This is a genomic window from Rhodococcus jostii NBRC 16295 (assembly GCF_001894825.1).
GTDB classification, from domain to species: Bacteria; Actinomycetota; Actinomycetes; order Mycobacteriales; family Mycobacteriaceae; genus Rhodococcus_F; species Rhodococcus_F jostii.
Genome location: NZ_BCWY01000015.1, coordinates 103,818 through 122,147, shown reverse-complemented (window position 1 = coordinate 122,147; position 18,330 = coordinate 103,818). Strand labels below are relative to the sequence as shown.

General features: G+C 66.6%; 16 protein-coding genes and 1 pseudogene. 6 read left to right on the top strand and 11 right to left on the bottom strand.

Going from position 1 to position 18,330, the window contains the following annotated elements:
• Positions 1 to 252 precede the first annotated feature (252 nt).
• The gene (locus RJ1_RS47270) at positions 253 to 555 is read left to right on the top strand and encodes an RGCVC family protein (protein ID WP_205415392.1); all 303 of its coding nucleotides are present in this window, start codon (positions 253 to 255) and stop codon (positions 553 to 555) included.
• A 639-nt stretch (positions 556 to 1,194) separates the two neighbouring features.
• On the opposite strand, the gene RJ1_RS12750 is transcribed toward RJ1_RS47270, so the two are convergent.
• Positions 1,195 to 1,851 carry a maleylpyruvate isomerase N-terminal domain-containing protein gene (locus RJ1_RS12750; RefSeq protein ID WP_073360370.1) on the bottom strand — a complete coding sequence of 219 codons (657 nt, stop codon included), beginning with the start codon at positions 1,849 to 1,851 and terminating at the stop codon, positions 1,195 to 1,197.
• Positions 1,852 to 2,956: 1,105 nt separating this feature from the next.
• On the opposite strand from RJ1_RS12750, the gene RJ1_RS12740 reads away from it, so the two are divergent.
• The 3 genes and pseudogenes from RJ1_RS12740 (at position 2,957) to RJ1_RS48800 (ending at position 4,388) form a co-directional block, all read left to right on the top strand.
• A complete protein-coding gene (locus RJ1_RS12740; RefSeq protein WP_073360368.1) occupies positions 2,957 to 3,520 on the top strand; it encodes a dihydrofolate reductase family protein in 564 nt (187 codons plus the stop codon).
• Between the two features lie 68 nt (positions 3,521 to 3,588).
• Positions 3,589 to 3,708: pseudogene (locus tag RJ1_RS48805) on the top strand (hypothetical protein); the annotation flags it as partial.
• A gap of 47 nt (positions 3,709 to 3,755) precedes the next feature.
• Positions 3,756 to 4,388 carry an HNH endonuclease signature motif containing protein gene (locus RJ1_RS48800; protein WP_338049561.1) on the top strand — a complete coding sequence of 211 codons (633 nt, stop codon included), beginning with the start codon at positions 3,756 to 3,758 and terminating at the stop codon, positions 4,386 to 4,388.
• Here RJ1_RS48800 and RJ1_RS12730 read toward each other — a convergent pair.
• Entirely contained in the window at positions 4,382 to 5,851 is a 1,470-nt protein-coding gene (locus RJ1_RS12730; RefSeq protein WP_073360364.1) for a sugar porter family MFS transporter, read from the bottom strand. The genes RJ1_RS48800 and RJ1_RS12730 overlap by 7 nt on opposite strands.
• 237 nt (positions 5,852 to 6,088) lie before the next feature.
• Between RJ1_RS12730 and RJ1_RS12725 the strand changes: the two genes are divergently transcribed.
• Positions 6,089 to 7,141 (top strand): LacI family DNA-binding transcriptional regulator, encoded by a 1,053-nt coding sequence (locus RJ1_RS12725; protein ID WP_083400460.1) that lies wholly within the window; start codon positions 6,089 to 6,091, stop codon positions 7,139 to 7,141.
• A 69-nt stretch (positions 7,142 to 7,210) separates the two neighbouring features.
• Here RJ1_RS12725 and RJ1_RS12720 read toward each other — a convergent pair whose 3' ends face one another.
• Together RJ1_RS12720 and RJ1_RS12715 are read right to left on the bottom strand one after the other, a co-directional pair.
• Positions 7,211 to 8,077: a sugar phosphate isomerase/epimerase family protein gene (locus RJ1_RS12720; RefSeq protein WP_073360362.1), complete on the bottom strand. Its 867-nt coding sequence runs from the start codon at positions 8,075 to 8,077 to the stop codon at positions 7,211 to 7,213.
• Between the two features lie 70 nt (positions 8,078 to 8,147).
• On the bottom strand, positions 8,148 to 9,335 hold the full coding sequence (locus RJ1_RS12715) for a phytanoyl-CoA dioxygenase family protein (RefSeq protein WP_073360360.1): 1,188 nt from the start codon (positions 9,333 to 9,335) through the stop codon (positions 8,148 to 8,150).
• A gap of 72 nt (positions 9,336 to 9,407) precedes the next feature.
• Between RJ1_RS12715 and RJ1_RS12710 the strand changes: the two genes are divergently transcribed.
• Complete coding sequence (locus RJ1_RS12710; protein ID WP_073360358.1) at positions 9,408 to 10,421, top strand: LacI family DNA-binding transcriptional regulator; 1,014 nt, start codon at positions 9,408 to 9,410, stop codon at positions 10,419 to 10,421.
• Positions 10,422 to 10,439: 18 nt separating this feature from the next.
• Here RJ1_RS12710 and RJ1_RS12705 read toward each other — a convergent pair whose 3' ends face one another.
• The 7 genes from RJ1_RS12705 to tig all read right to left on the bottom strand — a co-directional run bounded on the left by RJ1_RS12705 (position 10,440) and on the right by tig (position 18,320).
• Positions 10,440 to 11,207, bottom strand: a complete 768-nt coding sequence (locus RJ1_RS12705) for a M23 family metallopeptidase (protein WP_083400461.1) — start codon at positions 11,205 to 11,207, stop codon at positions 10,440 to 10,442.
• A 263-nt stretch (positions 11,208 to 11,470) separates the two neighbouring features.
• A complete protein-coding gene (locus tag RJ1_RS12700; RefSeq protein WP_073360357.1) occupies positions 11,471 to 13,405 on the bottom strand; it encodes a bifunctional sugar phosphate isomerase/epimerase/4-hydroxyphenylpyruvate dioxygenase family protein in 1,935 nt (644 codons plus the stop codon).
• A 7-nt stretch (positions 13,406 to 13,412) separates the two neighbouring features.
• Positions 13,413 to 13,853: a type II 3-dehydroquinate dehydratase gene (gene aroQ / locus RJ1_RS12695; protein ID WP_073360406.1), complete on the bottom strand. Its 441-nt coding sequence runs from the start codon at positions 13,851 to 13,853 to the stop codon at positions 13,413 to 13,415.
• A gap of 68 nt (positions 13,854 to 13,921) precedes the next feature.
• Positions 13,922 to 15,202, bottom strand: coding sequence for an ATP-dependent Clp protease ATP-binding subunit ClpX (clpX, locus tag RJ1_RS12690; RefSeq protein WP_073360355.1), 1,281 nt, complete (start codon positions 15,200 to 15,202; stop codon positions 13,922 to 13,924).
• 240 nt (positions 15,203 to 15,442) lie between these two features.
• Positions 15,443 to 16,105 (bottom strand): ATP-dependent Clp protease proteolytic subunit, encoded by a 663-nt coding sequence (locus RJ1_RS12680; RefSeq protein WP_073360353.1) that lies wholly within the window; start codon positions 16,103 to 16,105, stop codon positions 15,443 to 15,445.
• Positions 16,106 to 16,153: 48 nt separating this feature from the next.
• A complete protein-coding gene (locus tag RJ1_RS12675; protein WP_073360351.1) occupies positions 16,154 to 16,741 on the bottom strand; it encodes an ATP-dependent Clp protease proteolytic subunit in 588 nt (195 codons plus the stop codon).
• Positions 16,742 to 16,925: 184 nt separating this feature from the next.
• Positions 16,926 to 18,320, bottom strand: coding sequence for a trigger factor (tig, locus tag RJ1_RS12670; protein WP_073360349.1), 1,395 nt, complete (start codon positions 18,318 to 18,320; stop codon positions 16,926 to 16,928).
• Between the last annotated feature and the right edge of the window lie 10 nt (positions 18,321 to 18,330).

Below are 18,330 nucleotides of genomic sequence, written 5' to 3'. Positions count from 1 at the left end.
GTCCGTACATCGTAGAAGAACAGCTGGCGTGGAATCCGGCGATGTAACCGATCGGTGCGGACTTCATGCCATAAGACGATCCGCTTATGGGAACGAGGGTCGAATAGGGTCCTCGGGACGTTGTGAACCGCCGACGCGTCCCCGCCATACGGTCCGTGCGCTGACACTTCTGCTGTGTGAGGGTTGTTCACCCGCGGAGCCAAAGGGGCGGCGGGGAAGTGTAGCCTCGTGGATGTCGAGGGTCATTCGAATATGCGCGGTCAAGCCATGTCGTCCTCGGCGGCCAAACCGGCCCGAAGTCAAAGGGTCGAGAACTGGAGCGCCGCCATGGCGTCGAACCCGACCGATGTGTCGAACTCTCTAGCGGTTTCCGAGTCACCTAGCCCTGCACGGGCACTGGAATCGACGCTGTCCTGCACGGCATGTCCGCACAGCCCGGATTCCCACGATGCGCTCGGTATTCGGTTTTGCGCCGTGACCTCGGACCGAAACCTCGACCGAAAGTGCATCTGCGCTGGCGAACAGGCGACTGGACAGCACTACTCCCGGTACTGAACGAGACGTTCACCCAAACGGGAGCTTCGCCGGCGGTGCCGAGGGCACGGCATGTTGGGTGGATTGAGGATCTCGAATTCGCCAGTTTCTCCGAACTCACGCCGCTCCAGCTCGGACTGAGCTGGCACCCGGCCCTCTGTCAAAGCAGGACCACGACGGAGATGAGCGCGAGCAGTGCCGCGACGTTGGCCATGGGACTGTGCGGCCCCGGTGCCCTATCGCGACGCTCGGACTATTTCGATAACGCGGAAGACCGACCTGGTTCCAGTGGTCTAGCCGCGCCTCGCTCGTGGTTGTCATCGAGTACATGCCCACCGATGCGGAGAGTCAGTGGCTTCAAGTGGGCTCGGGTTTGATGGCGAACTCGCGCCCGGCCGGGGTCCCGGTCCTGGCCTTGGGCAAGGACCACCCAGAAATCTCTCTGGTTCAACGTGATTGCAGGGACAGTCGGGTGGGTCGCGGTCAGGTGGTGCGTCCCCGGCGTCGGAGCCGCCGGGGCCGCGGGTCGTCCGTCGTGTTCGGCGCCCGCGGCGGGGATGCCCTTACAGGTGCGGCAGGCCGACCTCGAGGTCGGGGGTGCACGCCGCATTCAGGCGAGTGTCGTAGTAGCGGTCACGCAGTCGGTGCAGTGGTAGACGATCATCCGAGGACTAGCGGCAGTTTCGCGGCGAGCTCGCCCAGTTCTGCCTTCTCCGCGTCGGTCGGGGCACGCCGTCCGGTGCCGACCAGCAGCGCGTCCTTGTCGGAGAACGACGTGGGAAATGCGGTGCCGGCGATCTTCTCCAGCATGTCGCGGGACTGGGCGAGTCCCTTCGCGGGCGGTTGCGCGGCGTCCGGGAGGTGTGCGACGAGGTCGAGGTGGTGCAGTGTCCACTCCAGCACGTACGCGGTGAGGTAGTCGCCGGCGACGAGGACTTCGTCGCGGGTGCCGACCCGCAGGTCGGGGTCGGCGAGTTCGGCGGCGCGGCCGGCTGCGGAGCCGACATCGTCGAGATGGAACTGGAGCAGCCGAGGCTCCTGGTACGCGGCGGCGAGCCGGACGATCAACGCGTCGAGTGGGTCGTCGCCGGTCGGCGGTGTTTGGGCGAGGTCCCAGTAGGTCACCGCGTCGTGGGTTGGTTCCGAGTCGGTCGGGGTCGCGAGGGTGATCAGGACGTCCTGAGCGTCGATGATCAGGTGGCACACCAGGTCCCGCACGAGCCAGCCGGTACAGCCGGAAGGCTGTGTGAAGTCCTCGTCCGGGAGTTCGGCGACTGCCGTGCGCAACGCTGTCCAAGAATGTGAGAAGAGGTCCACAACGGCAAAGGTAGTGCAGTGCGGCAATGGCGGACAAGCGTACTCGCCACGGGCGTCAATACCTTCTCGAGTTTCGGTTCGGGATCGCCGCAGGCACGTCGATGCGATCAAGTGGTTGGCACGGCTGGAGATCGGGTGCGGAGAGAACGCGCCACTACATGGGCGAGTCCTTCTTTCATGTCGCGTCGCCACCGCAGCCTGCTATGCCCCGGTGAGGGATCGCTCAGCGGGCAGCCGCGTGGGTGTTGTTCTTCAGTGAGTGATTGCGACCGTGATCGTGCGGTTGTCGATTGCTGTGTCGACCGTGACCTCGGTTGTGCTGCTTCGGGTTCCGACGAAGGATTGCGTCACAGTGCCGCTGCTCGAGTAAACGAGGACCTCGACCACTGCCGATGCGTCGCCGTCGGGCGTGAGTCGCATCGGCAGTCCGGGCCGTCCCCGGCTTCATTGGAGTCCACGGAGGTCAGATCGATCTGCAGAATGCACGAACCCGAAATCGGCACGGCGCCGTCCGTTCCTCGAAGGAACGGCGTCTGGACTAAGCGGACGGACCAGCCCATCGGCCCGTCGCCCCCGAGACTGAATGTCACGGTCTCACCGTCCGAGGTCCTTTCGAGATCGACCGAATCCAGCCTGGGTCGAGCCGGACCGGGCATATGTTCGCCAGGTTGCGCCGGAAGACAAAGGGCGAGGGCTGCCACGCTTACGTTGTTTCGCTTGGCGGCAAGCATGTTGCAATCCTTCGTGGTCAGCGTTCGCAAGGGATATCGCTCACCAGGTCTATCGTCAGACAATTTCGTTCCGTTCCACCAGGACCCTCACCCCATGGGTGAGGCCGTTGCCGTTAACGCAACCTGCACCGGGACGAGATCGGCGCCCAGCGCGCAATCGCAAGGGTCAGGCGCTCGTCCCGCAAGCGGATCCGCTTGCGGAACCACCTGTCCGTCGGCGCGCTGTCGGGCCGGACCGTCCCGCTGGTGGTTCCCTTCCGTACGCACATCCGCTTGGCGTGGTGGTGAACCGGCCCTCGGTGTGGCCTGACCGATGATTTTTCCGCGCCGTGCTGGTCTGTACACCGAGTACCGACTCACGGGAGGCTGACACCATGCGGAAACTGACCTTCGCCATGAACGCGAGCCTGGACGGTTACATCGCCGCGCCCGGCGACGACCTCGGCTGGAGTGTGCCGAGCGACGAGCTGTTCCAGTGGTGGTCCGACCGGGTGAGGGCGACAGGCACGGCGCTGTACGGGCGCAAACTGTGGGAGACGATGAGCTCCCACTGGCCGACCGCCGACCAGCAGCCGGGTGCCACACCGGCGGAGATCGAGTTCGCCCGCCGCTGGCGGGACATGCCGAAGGTGGTGTTCTCCTCGACGACCAGCACGGTCGACTGGAATACCCGCCTGGTCACCGGCGACGCGGTCACCGAGATCACCCGGCTCAAGGCCGAGGACGGCGGCCCCATGGATATCGGCGGCGCCACACTCGCCGCAGTGGCCATGCGGAATGGGCTGATCGACGAGTACGCGATCGTCACCCATCCGGTCCTGGTTGGTGGCGGCACGCCGTTCTTCGCGGCCCTGGACAACTGGGTGAACCTGACCCTGGTGGAGACCGGGACGTTCCCTGACGGCGTGGTCCTGACCAGGTACGAGACCAGGCGCTGAGCCGCAACAGCCGCAACAGACTCGCCGTCGCCGATTGCGACGTATGGATTCGCCCCGCGGAGAACGGTATGTCCTACCTCGACGGCCACCTTCCCGCCGCCGACGCCCACACCCTCGCGATGCGGTTGCGGGAGATGTCCATCCACGACGTATGTGCCGACGACCCGCGCACTCTCCCCCAGCGGCGCGCCGACGCTCTCACCGCCCTGTTCCCCCAAGCACTTCGTGCAGGGAGGTGCCCCCAGCCGATTTCGCGCGAATACTGGCCGCCGAGGACGACGCAGGTGGGCACGTCCTCGGGATCAGCCGCGTTCAGAAGACTCACGGAATACCCGCGACATACATTCGGAACGCCGCAGGCACACCCGAGCTCAGCTACGCACCAGGGACGGCTCTCGGCCGCCGGATCAGGGCCCGCGACGGCAACTGCCGCTTCCCCCACTGCCAGGTTCCGGCGCGGCTCTGCGACATCGACCACACGACCCCGTTCGACCACGACGACCCCGCGAACGGTGGTCTCACGGTCGAGTCGAATCTCGCGTGCCTCTGCCGCCGTCACCACCGGCTGAAAACCGACGGCTCCTGGACCCTCCGTCAGACCGGCGCGGGGAACCTCGAATGGACCACACCCCGCGGCGAAATCATCCGAACCGAACCCGAAGGGGCAGCAGTCGAACTCACCCACAACCACGTCCGAACGGTGCAGCACTCCAGTGCCCTTCGCCTGCTCACCGAGCGTTCCGACGACCAGCAGGATGCGGAGTACCTGAATGAACTGCGTGGGCGGCGGGGACGAAGAACACCCCAACGCGCCGGTGCCACCACCCGAAGGCGGCGGCACCGGCGCGTGAGAACTGAGGATCAGTGAGCGGCGACGGCGGCGGCGCTTCCCGCAGCCGGGGCGCCGGGCCTGCCTGCGCCGAGGCGGTCCTCCAGCTCTTCGAGGCTGCGGCCCTTGGTTTCCGGGACGAAGCGGTACACGAAGAACACCGACATCAGGTTGACGAGCACGAACAAGCCGAACGTTCCGGTGGATCCGAGGATGGAGTTCAGGATCGGGAAGACGAAGGAGATGAGGGCATTGGTCGTCCAGAGCACGAATACGGCGATGCCCATGGCGAACCCGCGGATGGCCATCGGGAAGATCTCCGACAGGAGCAACCACACGCAGGTTCCGATGAAGCACTGTACGAAGGCGACGAACACCATCATCGCGGCCAGGATGATGTAACTGCGGCCCGTGGACGACGGCAGCAGGAACACCAGGGACAACGCGGCCTGCGAGGATGCGACGCCGATGAAGCCCGTCAGCAGCATCTTGCGACGATTCACGAAGCCCAGCAGGATGATTCCGAGGATAGTCATGACCACCGACGTGACACCGACCGCAATGGTGGCCACCAGCGCAGCACTGACGCCCAACCCGCTCTGTTCCAGGATCGTCGGGGCGTAGTAGTTGACCGTGTTGATGCCCGTCGCCTGCTGCACGATCGCCAGACCACACCCGATCCAGAGGATCCGGCGCATCCAGGGATAGTCGCGCAGGTAGTGGACGGCGCCGCTGACCTTCGAGTTGCGGTCGCGGGCGGCGTGGAGGCTGATGCTGGCGTACTCGTCCGCGGCCTCCGACGCGCTGCGGCTCAATTCGAGGGTACTGCGGGTTTCGGCGAGCCGGCCCTTAGACGCGTACCAGCGCGGCGAATCCGGGAGCGCGAGCATGCCGAGCAGCAGGAGAACTGCGGGGACCGAGGCGATGGCCAGCATGTACCGCCACACCGTGGGGTCCTCGATGAGGTGATCGAGCAGAGCATTGATCGAGAAGGCGAGCATCTGACCGGTGACGATCATCAGTTCGTTGATGGTCACCATCCGACCGCGACGCTCCACGGGGGCCATCTCGGCCAGGTAGAGCGGGCAGGTGACGGCGGCGGCGCCCACGCCGAGACCGAGGACGACCCTCGCCAGCACCATGACCTCGACGTTGGGTGCGGTCGCACAGGCGAGAGCGCCGACGAGGAACAGGCCCGCGCAGACGAGCAGAGTGCGTTTGCGGCCGAGCGCGTCGGACAACCGGCCTCCGAGCAGCGCGCCGACGGCGGCGCCGGGGAAGAGCAGCGAGCTCACGACGGTGGCTTCACCGACCGCGCTGAGGTTCAGCTCGTCCTTCATGTAGAGCAGCGCACCGGAGATCACACCGGTGTCGTAGCCGAACAGCAGGCCTCCGAGCGTGGAGATGACGGTGAGCTTGGTCAGGAAACGTTTGTGACCGCGCTCGTTACGCGCAGTGCCGCTGCTTCCGCTCGCACTGGCAGCCGAGTTGGTTGTCAACATCAGGTGTGGCCTTTCTGGGAATGCTCACGCATCGCGACACGGAAGGATCGGTTCACGTGTGTCGATATCGCCCGGATGCGATCGGCTCGATGCAGCCGAAGAGGCGTTCTCTCCTGGACTGAAGCGCTTCACTAACGCGCTTCAGTTGTCTACTATGATGTGAATCACAGAGGGTGTCAAGGGCGAGTTCGCGACACGTGAGAGCGTTCCCTGACGATGCAACCGAGGGAGATCGACATGCTCGACGAGCGAGCCGCCGCGCACGAGGGCTCCGAACGGCTACCGGCCGGCCTGCACCGGCGCCCCACGATGGCCGATGTCGCCTCCCGTGCCGGGGTGTCGCGCACCCTCGTGTCACTGATCTTCAGCAACAAACCGGGAGCGTCGGACGAGACCCGGGACCGTGTTCTCCAGGCCGCGGACGAGCTCGGCTATCGACTCGACCGGGCCGCACGCATGCTCGCCCGCGGCCGCAGCCGCACCCTCGGCGTGCTCATCGACGTCCATCAGACGTTCCAGGCCGACCTGATCGGAACCATCTACGCGGAGGCCGAGGCCGCCGGCTACGAGGTGCTGCTCTCCGCCAGCGCGCCCACCCGGGACGAGCACAAGGCCATCGACGCGCTCCTCAGCCACCGGTGTGAGGGCCTGATCCTGCTCGGCCCGCTGTCCGACGCGGACTATCTGCGCACGCTCGCAGACCGTGCGATCGTCACCGTCGTCGGCCGCGCACTCCCCCACACCGCGGTCGACACCGTGCGGACCGCGGACGCCAAGGGTATCCGGCAGTCCGTGGACCACCTGGTCGAACTCGGACATCGCGAGATCGTGCACGTCGACGGTGGTGCCGACCCGGGATCACCCGAGCGGCGTCGCGCGTACCTCGCAGCGATGCGCAAGCACGGCCTCTCCGACAACATCCGCGTCCTTCCCGGTCAGCACAACGAGGAGGCAGGTGTCGCCGCCGCGAACACGCTGCTGGCCGAGGACCGCCTCCCGACCGCCGTGCTCGCGGGCAACGACCGCAGTGCCATCGGCCTCATGGACGTGTTCACCCGCGCCCACGTCGACGTGCCGGGCGACATCTCGATCGTCGGCTACGACGACAGCCACCTGGCCCAGTTGTCGCGGATCGACCTCACCACCGTGCGACAGGACACGGCCGGATTGGCGCGGCACGCCGTGCAGTTCGCCATCGCCCGGCTCGAGGACGACGACCTCGACCCCCAGGATTTCGTGATCGAGCCCCATCTGGTGGTGCGCGGCACCACCGGCCCGGCCCGGTCGTAGCGGCGTCCCCGGCCGGCCCCCGATTCACCGCGGAGGCAACGCCTCATTTTCAACGCGGAGGCAACGTCCTCAGCTCGCGATGCTCTTCAGATACTCGACGCTGCGGATGACGTCGCGCACCGGACCTTCGTCCTCGGGCTCGGATTCGAGGATGGTGTCCTGTTCGAGGACGTACCAGCCGTCGTAACCCTGATTGTGCAACCGCTCGACGACCCCGGCGATGTCGACGTCGCCGGTTCCGAGCGGCGTGTACATCCCCTGCGCGACAGCGGCGGTGTAGGTGAGCTCACCGGCCCGGACCCGGTCGAGCAGCGCCGCATCCACGTCCTTCAGGTGCGCATGGGCGATGCGCTCGGGGGCCGAGGTGACGAGGTCGAGCGGGTCGGTGCCACCGATCAGCAGGTGCCCGGTGTCCAGGCACAGCGGAATCGACGAGCCGTCGAGAATCCGGTCCACCTCGGCGCGGTTCTCGATCATCGTCCCCACGTGGGGGTGGATCACCGCTCGCAGACCCCGGTCGGCGGCGGCCGACGACAGACGGTCGAGGTTGCGCAGCAACGTCTTCCACCCCGCATCGTCGAGCTCCGGCCGCGAGTCGTAGCCGACGGATCCCGTCACCGCTGCCAGCACCATCACCTCCGACTTCGACGCGACGAGGGCGTCCAGCGCCCCGCCGACGGCGGCGACCGCGTCGTGATTCGGATCGTGGAGCAGCACCGGGACGAATCCACCGACGGCCGTCAGGTCGTAGCGGGCGAGGGTCTCCGTCAGCTCGTGCGGGTCCGCCGGAAGAAACCCGTCGGGGCCGAGTTCGGTGGCAGCGAGACCGGCGTCGCGCATCTCGGTGAGTACCCGGTCGGGCTCGAGCTGGTGGCCCCAGCCCTCCACCTCACACACTCCCCACGAAATGGGCGCACCTGCAAGTCGAATCGTCATCGTCGTCTTTCATCCCATCGCACCGGACGGTGCTGTTGTAGTGACAGTGCGGCCGCCTCGGCAACCCTGCTCACGGCCGCCGCCGGGTGGTCTGCGCGGCCAGACGCTCCGCGAGCACGGCCGGATCTGCGTTCTCCCGCAGCGCTTCCCACACCGTGTCGACCTGAGTGGCCGGCGCCAGACTGTGCACGGGCTGATCGTGGTCGAGGTTAGTGGGGAACGGATAGCACTCCGCCGTCGCGACGACGACGTTGCGGAGAGTACGCTCGCTCGCACCCGCCTCCCGGCGTGCCTGCAGGGTCGGGTACACGGCGTTCGCCATGGCCTCCCGGTCGAGCACTTCCATCGCCCTGCCGAACGGCGACGAGATCTGCAGCAGATTGGCCATCCGCCGGATCGCGGCCGAGCGATTGTGGCCCGCCCCGTGGAAGAGCGCCGGGTTGAAGAACACTGCGTCACCCTTCTGCAGTGGCAACTGCACGTGGCTCTCCCGGAAGTACTCGACGAACTCCGGGCGGGAGAACGCCACGTAGCCCGGTTCGAACTGATGCGAGTAGGGCAGGTACAGGGTGGGTCCGCTCTCGACGGGCATATGGCAATGCGCCACCGCACCCTGCAGCGTCAGCGCGGCCGACATCCGGTGCAGATGCGCCGGGTACGCGGTCAGCTCGTGCGGGGGGACGATGCCGAGGTGGTAGTCGCGATGCGGCACCTGCGCGGTACCGCCGGGGTTCACGACGTTGACCTGCGAGGTCACCTGGTACAGCGGTCCCAGCCAACTCTGGCAGATCAGCGCGAGGATGTCGTTCGCGTAGTAGTCGGCGAACACGTCGGGAGCGCTCAGCGCCAGCTTCTGGGCGGCGTTCCAGATGCGGTCGTTCGCGCCCGGCTTGCCGAAGTGGTCGCCCGCCACACCGCCGGACGCGCGCTGCTCCGCGATGAGGAGGTCGAACTGTTCCGTGGCCCGGTCCAGGACGGCGGGATCACCGAAGGCGTTCTGGAACACCACGATTCCGGGACCGTCGGTGAGCGCGCGCACCAGTTCGGTCTGCACGTTGCGGCGTGAATGCTCCTCGGCGAGGTGGGGATTCAGCGCGTCACTGCGGTAGAGCAGGACGTTCCGTTCGACGGAATGAGCGAAGGGGTAGTCGGCGAGATCCGTCGAGCGGTCGACGGACGCACGGAAGGCGTCGAGGTCGCAGTCCGAGTCGCGGATCCACTCACGCCGGCCGGTCGGCGGAGGAGTCGTGATGGTCATGGAGATAGTCTTACTGTGATCTGAGCCGTAGACAACACCAGAACCCCATCATTTTCACCTCAGGAGTCGGCCGTGAAGCACCGCTACAAGGTTCGCGAGATCGCCCAGCAGTCGGGACTCAGCGAGGCGACCGTCGACCGGGTACTCCATGAACGGCCCGGCGTCCGCGAGTCGACGAAAGCCGAAGTACACCAGGCGATTCTCGACCTCGACAGACAACGCACGCAGTTGAAACTGAGCGGACGGAAGTTCCTCGTCGACGTCGTCATGCAGACGCCCGAACGCTTCTCCACCGCGTTTCGCGCGGCCGTCGAGGCGGAACTGCCGGCACTCGCCCCTGCCGTCGTGCGCTCACGGTTCCATTTCCGGGAAACCGGATCCATACCCGCGATGGTCGAGACGCTCGACCGGATCGCCGCCCGCGGCACGCAGGGCGTGATCGTGAAGGCCCCCGACTCCGTCGAGGTCGTCGAGGCCATCGACAGGCTCACCGCGGCAGGGATACCGGTGGTCACCTACGCCACCGACGTCCCGGGCAGCTCGCGGGCCGGTTACGTCGGCATCGACAACAGGGCCGCGGGCGCAACGGCCGCGTACCTCGTCGACCAATGGCTCGGCGACACCCCGTCCGCCGTGCTGATCACCCTCAGCAGCAACGCCTTCCGGGGCGAGGAGGAGCGGGAGATGGGATTCCGCTCCGCGCTGCGGACCTTCGGAACCGACCGCCCGGTGATCGACATCGCCGAGAGCGACGGACTCGACGCGACCATCGAGAACCTCGTGCTGCAGGCGCTCGACCAGTACCCGGACATCGCCGCCGTCTACTCGATCGGCGGCGGAAACGTGGCCACGGCCCGCGCGTTCGAGCGCACCGGCCGCGTCTGCCGCGTATTCATCGCCCACGACCTCGACGAGGACAACACGCGACTGCTGCGGTCGGGCACGCTCTCCGCCGTGCTGCACCACGACCTGCGGGCCGACGCCCACCTGGCGTGCCGCATGCTCCTGCAGGCCCGGGGCGCACTCGGCGAGGTCGTGACCGCGGCCTCGCCGATCCGGGTGGTCACCCCGTACAACCAGCCCTGACGGCCACTGCCCGGCTGTCTATCCCTGCGCGACCGGCACGCCGCGCGAGCGGAGCCAGCCCGCCGGATCGATCTTGGTTCCGTCGGCCGTCCACACCTCGTAGTGCAGGTGCGGCCCCGTCGACTGACCTCGGTTGCCCATGGTCGCGATCTGGTCGCCCGCCCGGACCTGCTGCCCCACCGAGACCAGCGATTGGTCGATGTGACCGAACACGCCGATGGTGCCGTCGTCCTGCTGCAGGCGGACCCACAGCCCGAATCCCGAGGCCGGACCGGTTTCGATCACGGTGCCGTTGGTGACGGCCCTGATCGGGGTGCCGATGGAATTGGCGATGTCGATGCCGTTGTGGCTGGTGCCCCAGCGGGCACCGAAGCCCGACGTGAAGGTGCCGTCGGTCGGGAACAGCACCGCCGGTCGACGCGCCGCTTCCTCGGCCGCGGCCTGACGAGCGGCCTGTTCGGCCGCCTCGCGGGCCAACCGCTCGGCCTCGGCCTTCTCGAACGCGACCCGCTGGACCTCACGCTCGGCGGCGCGCTGGATCTGCTCGGCGTAGTCGGGGATCTCCGTGCGTGCGACCTGCAGGAACTGGGGCGGCGTCGAGAGCGACACGCCCGTCTCGGTCGACGCCTGCGCAACCTCACCGGTGGCCGCGGACGCGATGCCCCCGGACGCGAGCAGAGCAGCGGCCGCCAGCGAGGTCGCCACCACCCGCCTGCGGGAGGTCTTCGTCGAACGGAGGCGCCGGGCGCGCCGGGTCTGCGGGACGGTGTTCGGGTGTAGAGCCAAAACCACATTCCTCTGTCGAAGTCGTGATCGATAACGAAACGATCACGGTTTCGACACAGGTTAGTACGTGTTCGACTGGAATCAGCGCGCCGCATTGACACACTCGACGCGAATCGTCCTCCCGAACCGGTTTTCGCGACCACATCCGTCACATGCACCCCGTGAGCACACATCGACGACAGCTGTCACACTCCAGAGAGTGGCCGAAGTCACGGCGCCCGCGGTCGTGGACCGCGGGCGCCGTCGAGTCTCGTGCCGACGGCTCAGCCGGCCGCCCGCAGCTGGGCGGCCAGGCGCATCGCGGAGTTCGCGTCCCCATACCCCTCGTAACCGCCGACGCGCTGCACCACCTCGAAGAACAGGTCGGCGCCCACCGTCTTGGTGAACAGGTGGAAGAACTCCCCGTGGGCATCGGCGTCGTACATGATCCCGGGACCGCTCATCCGGTCCAGGAGTTCGCGGGACAGACCGAAGCGGGCCTCGAGGTCGTCGTAGTAGTTCGGCGAGATCACGAGGGGCTCGAACCCGTTCGACTGCATGGTCGCCGCCGCGGTGAAGATGTCGGTGCACGAGAACGCGACGTGGCTGATGCCACCCCGCCGCGCCGCGGCGATGTGCGAGTTCCCCGACACCGCCCCCGGCACCATGTTGAGGGAGATGCGAAGCGGACGGTCGACGCCGTCGGCGCCCGTCTGATCCATCGTCAGCGCCTGACTGCGCATCATCCCGACCGCGTCGGTGACGTCGAGGCCCTCGTGCGGGGCCATCGCGAACACCGAGCGGAGCAGGAGCATGATGCCGTCCCAGTTGTCGGACGGGACGGCGAGCGCCACGTGATCGACCCCGGTGAACACGGGGACCTCGTCCTGCCACCGCGACTCCGTCGGATACAGCTCGAACGCCGACTGCCACGACGCCGCACTACCCGGACCGCGCAGATCCAGCGACGTCGCATCGGTGATCTTGAGACGCACCACGTCGGATTCGGGAGCCGTGTCCACACCGGGCAACAGCACCTCGTGCACCGGGACCTCGAGCGCCGCGGCGCGCTCACCCCACGCGTCGGGATCGCTCGACCGGATACCGATCTGGGTGAGCACCGGCAGGTGCGCCGGCAGACCCGGAGCGGTCCACACCGTGCCGGCGGTGGCGTCGACGACGATGGTCATCCGGCCGTGGCGCCACAACTGGAGGTCGTGGCTGCGGTGCCGGCCCACCAGACGGAATCCGATGTGCTGCAGCGCCTGTCGAAGGTCGGAATCCTTACCGGGACCGGCGGCGAGCCGCAGCGACACGATGCCCTCGAGGGGTGCGCGCGGCGGCGGCTCGAACAACGCCAGCCCGCGACCGGTGTCGTCACCGTGCTCGGCCTGGACCCGCGCGACCTCCTCCTGGAGGTACAGCAGCGATCGGTGCGCGTCCGCGGCCGTGCGGCCCGTGGAGGACTGCCGGAACGTGTCGTTGAAGATCTCGAGCGACCACGGTCCGGTGTACCCGGCCGCCTGGACGTGGGCGCCGAACGTCGCGAGGTCGAAGTTTCCCTGCCCCGGGAAGTTCCGGTGATGCCGGCTCCACTGCAGGATGTCCATCGACATCCGGGGCGCGTCGGCGAGCTGGAGGAAGAAGATCTTCTCCCCCGGGATGTCCCGGATTCCGGACGGGTCGTCGCCGCGGGAGAGGATGTGGAAGCTGTCGAGACAGGTGCCGAGGGCCGGATGGTCCGCGTCCTGCACGATCTTCCACGCATGGCCGTACGTGTTGACGTGGGTGCCCCACGCCAGAGCCTCATAGGCGATGCGCAGTCCCCGGCCCTGCGCGCGCTCGGCGAGAGCGTGGAGTTGCTCGGTGAGCCGGGCGTCGTCCCGCACCGCCTCCGGCAGCGGAGAGGAACAGACCAGCAGGGTGTCGCATCCGAGCTGGTCCATGATGTCGAACTTGCGCTCGGCCCGGATCAGGTTGCGCGCGAACGTCGTGTCGTCCACCGAATCCAGATCGCGGAACGGCTGATACAGATCGAGGGTGAGCCCGAGATCCGCTGCGCGGGTTGCCAGCTCACGTGGTGACCACGGCGAGCTCACGAAGTCGGGTTCGAACACCTCGAAACCGTCGAAGCCTGCCGCCGCGATCGCGGTGACCTTCTCCTCCAGCGAACCGCTCAACGACACCGTGGCGACGCTCGTACGAACCTGTCGTCCCATGGTGCGGTCAGCCCTTGGTGCAGATGAAGTCGACGGCCAGGGAGTATCCGAAGATGCCGAGTCCGGCGACCACTCCGGTTGCAACTCCGGACACGTAGGAGTGGTGCCGGAATTCCTCACGGGCGTGCACGTTGCTGATGTGCACCTCGACGAGGGGCACCTCCAGCGTCACGAGGGCGTCGCGCAGCGCCACCGAGGTGTGCGTGAAACCGCCGGGGTTGATCACGACGCCCGACGCCGTGGTCCGGGCCTCGTGCACCCAGTCGATCAGGTCGCCCTCGTGGTTGGACTGCTTCGCAACGATCTCACGTCCCGCCTTCGCGGCGGCGGTGCGGCACAACTCGACGACGTCGTCGAGCGTTTCCCGCCCGTACACCTCGGGCTGCCGTTGACCCAGCAGATTCAGGTTGGGGCCGTTGAGAACAAAGATCGGTCCGGGAGCGGTCATCGCGCGCATTACCTCCATTTGTACGAACTAGTGAGTTAGTTCGCACCCAGGATACAGCGCGCCCCCGACTAGGCGGACTTGTCTCGGCGTTCTCCCCGCTCCGGCTTCCGCGGAACGATGGTCGGGAGCACGTTGTCGTTGACCGTCTCTGCGCTGACCACGACTTTCTCGACGTCGTCGCGACTCGGGATGTCGTACATGACCGGCAGGAGGACTTCCTCCATGATCGCGCGGAGTCCGCGAGCACCCGTGCCCCGGAGGATCGCCTGGTCGGCGATGGCCTCGAGCGCGTCCGTGGTGAACTCCAACTCCACGCCGTCCATGTCGAACAACCGGTTGTACTGCTTGACCAGTGCGTTCTTCGGCTCGGACAAGATCTGGACGAGCGATTCCTTGTCGAGGTTGGTCACCGACGCCACGACGGGCAGACGACCGATGAATTCGGGAATGAGCCCGAACTTGATCAGGTCTTCCGGCATGACCTCCGCGAAGTGGTCCTGCGTGTCGATCTCCGCCTTGGACCGCACCTCGGCACCGAAACCGATGCCGCGCTTGCCCACACGATCGGACACGATCCGCTCGAGACCGGCGAACGCGCCCGCCACGATGAACAGCACGTTCGTGGTGTCGATCTGGATGAACTCCTGGTGCGGGTGCTTGCGACCACCCTGCGGCGGCACGCTGGCCTGCGTGCCCTCGAGGATCTTCAGCAACGCCTGCTGCACACCCTCGCCGGACACGTCGCGCGTGATCGAGGGGTTCTCGCTCTTGCGGGCGATCTTGTCGACCTCGTCGATGTAGATGATGCCGGTCTCGGCGCGCTTGACGTCGTAGTCCGCTGCCTGGATCAGTTTGAGGAGGATGTTCTCGACATCCTCACCCACGTAGCCGGCCTCGGTGAGCGCCGTCGCATCGGCGATCGCGAAGGGGACATTGAGCATCTTCGCAAGCGTCTGAGCCAGATACGTCTTGCCGCAGCCCGTGGGCCCGAGCATGAGAATGTTCGACTTCGCCAACTCGACGGTCTCGCCGCGCGCGTCACGGCTCTTGTCGCCGGCCTGGATGCGCTTGTAGTGGTTGTAGACCGCAACGGCGAGAGTCCGCTTGGCGGCGTCCTGGCCGATCACGTAGTTCTCGAGGAAATCCCGGATCTCGGCCGGCTTCGGCAGCTCGTCGAGCTTCACCTCGCTGGACTCGGCCAGCTCCTCTTCGATGATCTCGTTGCACAGGTCGATGCACTCGTCGCAGATGTACACCCCAGGCCCAGCAATGAGCTTTTTGACCTGCTTCTGGCTCTTACCGCAGAAAGAGCACTTGAGCAGATCCCCGCCGTCACCGATGCGTGCCATCTCGTCAGGTCCCTACTTCCTTCGTCTACGTGCAACCATCGAACCGATCCCACGCCGTGCGCGCACCGACCGAAAACGAAAGCCCGTTATGTGACCGTACCCGCAGATCGCGAGCGAGGTCGACTGGTTGTCGGTGATTCGCCCACCGATCTTCCGGGAACGCCAGCCTTGCCGATCCCGCACCCGGCTCGTGGCACCTACGCCGTCACGGCGTGTCGCCCGAGCCGGGGCGGCAGGAAATCACTTCTGGGCGCTGAGTTTGCGGTACTCGAGCACGTCGTCGATGATTCCGTATTCCTTGGCCTCGGCGGCCGTGAGGATCTTGTCGCGATCGGTGTCCTTGCGGATCACGTCGGCGGGCTTGCCGGTGTGCTTCGCGAGGGTGGTTTCCATCAGGCGTCGCATCCGCTCGATCTCGGCAGCCTGGATCTCGAGGTCGGAGACCTGACCCTGGATGCCGCCGGTGGCGGGCTGGTGGATGAGGACACGAGCGTTCGGCAGGGCGAGACGCTTGCCGGGGCTACCTGCCGCCAGCAGCACCGCGGCAGCCGAGGCCGCCTGGCCGAGGCACACCGTCGTGATGTCGGCGCGCACATACTGCATGGTGTCGTAGATCGCCATCAGCGAGGTGAACGAGCCACCCGGCGAGTTGATGTACATGGTGATGTCGCGATCGGGGTCGAGCGACTCGAGAACGAGCAGCTGAGCCATCACGTCGTTGGCCGACGCGTCGTCCACCTGCACACCGAGGAAGATGATGCGCTCCTCGAACAGCTTGTTGTACGGGTTGGACTCCTTGACTCCATAGCTCGAATGCTCGATGAACGACGGCAGGATGTAGCGCGACTGGGGGCCTGCGGGCGCCTGGCCTCCCAGGCTGCGGGGATCGAACAGGTTGGTCATCAGTTCTCCAAAGGATGTGAGGGAGCGTTCAGTGAGGAAGCCGGGCTACTACAGCCCGGTCCCGCCCGCCTGCGCCGCGCGGGAGACGACGTGGTCGACGAAACCGTATTCGAGTGCCTGCTTCGCGGTGAACCAGCGGTCGCGATCCGAATCGGCCGTGATCTGCTCGACCGTCTGACCGGTGTGCTCGGCGATCAGCTCGGCCATCTCACGCTTGGTGTGCGCGAACTGCTCGGCCATGATCGCGATGTCACTGGCGGTACCACCGATGCCGGCGGACGGCTGGTGCATCATGATCCGCGCGTGCGGGAGGGCGTAACGCTTTCCCTTGGTCCCGGCGGAGAGCAGGAACTGGCCCATCGACGCGGCCAGGCCCATACCGAACGTCGCGACATCGCACTCGGCGAACTGCATCGTGTCGAAGATGGCCATGCCGGCGCTGACCGAACCGCCGGGCGAGTTGATGTAGAGGGAGATGTCCCGGTTGGGATCCTCTGCCGACAGCAGCAGGATCTGAGCGCACAGCTTGTTCGCGATGTCGTCGTCGACCTGGGTACCGAGGAAGATGATGCGCTCGCGCAGCAGGCGCTCGTACACCGAGTCGCTGAGGTTCAACCCAGCGGTGGCTGAAGTCATGGCGGGACTCTGCAAAGTCTCCAGGTGATTGGAAGTCACGGTACCTGCCTTCTCCGTAAATCGTTGATTGCTGACACAGACACTAACGAAGGAGGGCGGCACCGGAGTCCCGGTGCCGCCCTACTTCGCTCAAAGCGGAAAACATCTCACAGCCGAACGCGAGGAAAACACCCCGCGACCAGCCTTACTTCTGGTCTTCGCCCTCGGCGGAATCCGTTGCGGCCTCGTCGGTCGACGCAGCCTCCTCGGTCTCGGCCTCACCGTTGCCGAACAACTCGGCGGTGTCGACGGCGACACCCGCCGTGTCGGTGACGGTGGCCTGCTCGACGACGCCGGCCAGAGCCTTGCCGCGACGGACGTCCGCGAAGACGGCGCCGAGCTGACCGGCCTGCTGGATCTGCTGGATGAACTGCTCGGGCGCCATGCCGTAGCGCTGCGCCTGGAACAGGATCCGCTCGGTGAGCTCGTCCTGGCCGACGGTGACGTCGGAGGCGTCGGCGATGGCGTCCAGCAGCAGCTGGGTCTTCACCGAGCGCTCGGCGCTCTCCTTGGCGTCCTTGTCGAACTCTTCGCGGCTCGTGCCCTGCTCTTCGAGGAGCTTGTTCAGCGCTTCCTCGTCGTGATCGAGACCGTGCACGGCGTCGTGCAGCGCAGCGTCGACCTCGGCCTTGACGACGGCCTCGGGCAGCGGGACCTCGACGGTCTCGAGCAGAGTCTCGAGGACCTTGTCGCGGATCTGACCGGCCTGCTCGACCTTGCGAACGCGTCCGACGCGCTCACGCAGGTCGGCCTTCAGCTCGTCCAGGGTGTCGAACTCGCTGGCCAACTGGGCGAACTCGTCGTCCTCTGCAGGCAGCTCGCGCTCCTTGACGGTGCCGACGGTGACGGTGACGACAGCTTCCTTGCCCGCGTGGTCACCGGCGACGAGCGTCGAGGTGAACTCCTTGGACTCGCCGGCCTTGACGCCGACGACGGCCTCGTCGAGGCCCTCGATGAGCTGGCCAGAACCGACCTCGTGCGACAGACCGCTGGCGGTGGCCTCGGGAACTGCCTCACCGTCGACGGAGGCGGACAGGTCGATGGAGATGAAGTCCCCGTCCTCGACCGCGCGCTCGACACCAGTGAGGGTGCCGAACCGCTGACGCAGCGACAGGAGCTGCTCCTCGACGGCCTCGTCGGTGATCTCGATCGGATCGACGGTGACGCTGAGCTCGCTGTACTCGGGCAGCGTGATCTCGGGACGGACGTCGACCTCGGCGGTGAACTCGAGGAGCTCGCCGTCCTCGATCTTCGTGATCTCGATCTCCGGCTGGCCGATCGCCTTCACCGCGGCGCTGGTGACGGCCTCGGAGTAGCGGGACGGGAGTGCGTCGTTGACGACCTGCTCCAGGACGGCGCCACGACCGACACGAGCTTCGAGCAACTTGGCCGGTGCCTTGCCCGGACGGAAGCCGGGGAGACGGATCTGTTGCGCGAGGGCCTTGTAGGCCTTGTCGAAATCAGGCTTGAGCTCCTCGAAGGGCACCTCAACGTTGATACGGACTCGCGTCGGGCTGAGCTGCTCGACGGTGCTCTTCACGGACTGGCTC